Origin of the sequence: Candidatus Sarmatiella mevalonica, assembly GCF_016751895.1 — a bacterium.
GTDB classification, from domain to species: Bacteria; Pseudomonadota; Alphaproteobacteria; order Rickettsiales; family Rickettsiaceae; genus Sarmatiella; species Sarmatiella mevalonica.
Map to the genome: position 1 here is coordinate 1 of NZ_JACVVM010000081.1, position 4,683 is coordinate 4,683.

Below are 4,683 nucleotides of genomic sequence, written 5' to 3' on the forward strand. Positions count from 1 at the left end.
GAGCTACATATGCTGACAAAGGTTATTGCGTTGCTCCCGCCAGGATAGCAGCGGCTCGTAAGGGAGTTCATCTATGTGCTATTAAGAAAAACAATATGAAGGAAAAGAATTTTGATCTCGAGCGCTATTATACTTACATTAGATCTCCTTTCGAAAGGGTGTTTGCTCAGGATAATAAACGACTGCGATATGTAGGAATAGCAAAAAATCAATTTGCTGAATTTATGAATGCAATCTGTTTTAATTTAAAGCGTTTAACCGTCCTTGCTGCATAAAACAGGTAAAAATACATCTATTTAGGCTTATAGCAAAACTAAAACAGCTAAAAATGAGATTAATTTCTGATTTGACTAAAAAACTATGCAGTTTTTAATAGCAAAATCCTTATAAAATCACTCAAACAAAAATTTTAACTACAAAATACAAAATTTTCTAAAATCTCATCTTACAACGGTCCCTATAAGTAATTTCCAATTCTATATACTTACGCAAGAGGTCTAATCTATTTAGCGTTGTGGGCATGCATTGATATAAATTATAGTAACAAGACCCCAGTTTCAATTACGATAATTTATGTTAAATAACTTACCCTACCTTAAAATAGCTCACGCTATGGGATTAGGCATTCTAGCAAGAATCGCTAAAGTTTTTACCACATTTAACTCACATTTTCTTTCCTCGCTTTTTCAGCATACATCCTCTCCCTCCCGCGCTATTTCTTATTTATTGCGGGCGGGATCTGAGAAAAATAGCGAAGATGCTATGAGCGCTAAAGAGGAAGTAAAATTTTTATCTTCATCAAATAAAATAAAAAATGGTCACGTCATCCCTCTTATCTTTGGTAAAGGCAAAGTTGAGGGGAGAATATTATGGTGCGGAGATGTAGAAACCAAGTGCGTTACTCATATCACAAGAAAAAGACGTGGAGGCTATATCGCCAAAGTATTTAATTTAAAAAAAAACGAGAAGAATTTGGAATATCAATATAGCGTATCATTTGCTATGGCCATATGCAGGGGTAAAGTAGAAAGAATTGATAAAGTATATTGGAATAACAAAATACTAAACATCGCTCAGTATAAATATGCATTTTATCACGGCGATTCCTTCCAGAACCCAGACCAAACCATTCAATCAGCTCAAGGCGAGGGTAAAACCCCGGCCTTTAGGGGGTTATCTTATATAGTTTTTACATCATTGCCATTACAAGATTTTGATAATCAAATACCAAATCTTACTTTTGAAGTGAGCATGGCATGCGATTCGCAGAACAATCTAGAAAACAAAATTACAGCCGTGAATATGATTCCTGGCTCTGGGGAATTTGTATATGATACAGTCGAACAAAAAAAATGGTGTAATGGTCAATATTATACTATCAACGCTCACAACAAAGAATGCAAAGCTAATGCAATTACTAGCTTAGAACAACTGGGCAAAACATGCAAAAATGTTAAATATATCGCTCCAGTTGTATGTTGGTTTGGTGATAACTTAGATATTAAGTATTGCAGCATTTCCCCCAGAATCGAAAGCAAGGATACAAAGGATACGATTTATCCTTATTGGCATGTAGGGGAAGCGCGACGCGCCACTACTCGCTTGATTTCGCGTGATGACAATAACAAACCTAATTATGGAGGCACAGTACATGATGCGAGCGTTATAAGATATTTAAAGCATTTAAAGAGCTGTGGATATAAAATAATGTTTTATCCCATGATCTTTTTAGATTTAGACGGCAAGCCATGGCGTGGACACTTGGGTGGAGCTGCTTGTGATGTGCCTCAATTTTTTAATAAGAAAGATGGTTATAATAATTTTATCTTACACTATGCAAACCTTACGAAAGATTATGTAGATGCTTTTCTCATAGGTTCAGAATTGAAGAAACTCACGGCCATTCGTGATGCGCAAGGAGCTTATCCTGCCGTGGAGCAGCTGCTTTTATTAGCAGCTAAAGTAAGGAGTATCGTGGGCAGAAAAGTATTGATATCTTATGCCGCCGACTGGTCGGAATATCATCATGATGAACATGGACATCATCACCTAGACTCTTTATTTGCCGATGATAACATCAACTTTGTTGGTATAGATGCCTATTTTCCTATCACAGATTCCCAAGAATCTATTGTTTCGAGGCAAGAAATATTAGATGGGATGAATGGTTTAGAAGGATGTGAATATTATTATTCTGATGGGCAAAGGCATAATTTAAAACCAGAGCATGCATGGAAGAATTTGAGATATTGGTGGGAGAATTATCACTACGATCCTAGTGGTGCTAAAACCAAATGGAAACCGAGGATGAAGAAAATTTGGTTTACCGAATTTGGTTTCCCCTCTATAGATAAAGCCCCAAACCAACCTAATGTTTTTTATAATCCAGATTGCGTAGATGGAAACATACCAAAATATTCTAATGGCCAAGTCGATTTTGGAATACAAAGAAAGAGTATAGAAGTGTTTATAGATTACTGGAGCAAAGAAGAGTATATAGAAGAGATGTTTTTGTGGACGTGGGATGCGCGCCCTTATCCACTCTGGCCTCACACTGACATTTGGAGTGATAGTAATTTGTGGGAAAAGGGGCACTGGATTAATGGAAAATTAGGTATGAATACTTTGGCGGAGGTGCTGCACTGTCTTTCCAAGCGAGCCGGCATTAAACACACGCAAGTTAATACCCAGCAGTTAGAGCAAGAGTTAATAGATGGGTTAACTATTAACCAACAGATGAGCGCTTTGGATATAATTTCGCTTTTACGTGCTAGATATTTTTTTGATCCAGTGTTCAAGGGGCAGATTATGTTTAGTAAGCGTGGAGTGGGTAATGAGCTTGCGATAGATCAGAGAGATTTGATTGTGGAAGGTGAGTGCGCTTTAGAGGTCAATAAGATAGCTCATAACAAGATTATGAGCACATTATATTTATATTTTATAGATAAAGAACATAAAGAACAATACTTGGTTGTGCATAATCAGCATAATGGCTTAATTGCTCGCTTGAATATTTCTCCATTACTTACAGCCTTATCAGAAGCGCGCGATGTTGGTGAGATGATCTTGAGCAATGCATTGATGGAGAGCGCGACTGTATCTTTTATCATACCAATACATTATATGAATTTAGCAGTTGGTGATTTTGTGAAATTATCTTGTTTTGATTTAGCAGATCGAACCAGTGAGCAATGGCAGCATGTTAAGATGCATCATATAAGGGTGGTACATATAGAAATTCAGAACTCTCAATATAGAGTTTTTGGCGTGCTCGATAATTTGAAAGCTTATTTTATACCTCGTGGTTTTTGCGCTCAACGGTTTATGGTAGAAAGACAGATAGAGGATAGATTGCTGTTGCTTGATTTGCCTTTTATTTACCAGGGACAAAGTGGTTTGGCTTGCTTTGTGCAGGGTAAAGCAGATACTTTGTATGCCTGTGATGCTGAGCAAGAAGAGAGACTGCAGTCTATAACACAAAAAGCTATTATAGGTAGCGTGATAGAGATAACAGACGAATGTGAGAATTATCGTTTTGTCGACGAAAAATCTTGCTTTAAAGTTTACGCGCCTTTCTTAGAAGATTTTGTAGATTTGGATGGTTGGAAACTGGCTAAGATAGGAGATGAAATTGTTCAGTTTTTATACTATGAGAAGTATACGAAGGATTGTTATAAAATATATAATTTGTGTAGAGGGATGTATGCCACAGATGATGTTGTTGGCAACCATCGTGTTACAGAAGACTTTATACCTTTGGATTTAGGACAAATAATTGCGTTAAGTGAGGAAGCGATAGGGCGAGAGATTGTTATTAAAACTAACACTGGCGCAGTTCAGCGTTGCGTGTTTGAGGATAGGGCAAGTGCGCCGTTAAAGCCGATATTAAAATACACTCATATGCGCAAGCGTGGTGATGTAGGCGTAGGTAGTAGAGATGGCGAGTATGGAACGTTGTTAGAATGGATAGTGCGATTTGCGCCAGAAAATAAGCTGCGTACAAAACTTATGTATGACGAGCCAGCTCAAGAGTACGAAGTGTGTGAAAGTTTGAGCGCTCGCGTAACGCTGCAATTGTCGTCAGAATTGAAATGCCGCAAGAGATCTGATGAAGATTTTGATTTGCGTTATAAGGTTATTATATGTATAGAAGATAATGAAGGGGTGATAGAGTATGAAGCGTGTACAGAGGATACATATTATTTTATTGTGCATGCGCAGGATGTGAGGTTATACTGTATGGTATTGACATGTACAAGTCAAGATTTGCTCTTACATACGGCTACTACAAATCAATCTGACCGTTAGATAAGTTAAGATTACCTACGTAACCTCAACTCGGCATAAGCACCATAGTATTATTCATTAGACCTGTTGCGTAAGTGAGAATATATCGCCTAATGATAGAAAGAGGTCTTGATTTTTTCAAGACAGAAGGTATATATGAAATTAAAACTTTGGAATGATTGGTTGCGAAGTTGGTTGCGATAGAAAAAATCGCGCTCTAAGCTATAGACCTCTTGCGTAAGTATATAGAATTGGAAATTACTTACAGGGAGGGGTTGATATTTTTTATAAAGCGTGTATAGAACTTGATTTTTAACCAACAAGAGACTATACACAATGATAAGATACAGTAAAATTGCTAAACATCCAAGAGTTTTTTTAAGATTATTTGGCATG

At 37.0% G+C, this 4,683-nt stretch carries 2 protein-coding genes and 1 pseudogene; 2 read left to right on the forward strand and 1 reads right to left on the reverse strand.

Features of this window, described 5'->3' with window-relative positions:
* Both Sarmat_RS05940 and Sarmat_RS05945 read left to right on the forward strand, forming a co-directional pair.
* Positions 1-275: pseudogene (locus tag Sarmat_RS05940) on the forward strand (hypothetical protein); the annotation flags it as partial.
* A gap of 298 nt (positions 276-573) precedes the next feature.
* Entirely contained in the window at positions 574-4,308 is a 3,735-nt protein-coding gene (locus Sarmat_RS05945; protein WP_202149861.1) for a glycoside hydrolase/phage tail family protein, read from the forward strand.
* Between the two features lie 89 nt (positions 4,309-4,397).
* Here the strand turns inward: Sarmat_RS05945 and Sarmat_RS06735 are convergent.
* The coding region (locus tag Sarmat_RS06735) for a hypothetical protein (protein WP_207187046.1) at positions 4,398-4,683 on the reverse strand (286 nt) is incomplete at its 5' end.

Bases quoted from the DNA above. Each gene is read 5' to 3' on its own strand.
- Sarmat_RS05945 (WP_202149861.1), top strand. From the start codon at position 574: ATGTTAAATAACTTACCCTACCTTAAAATAGCTCACGCTATGGGATTA.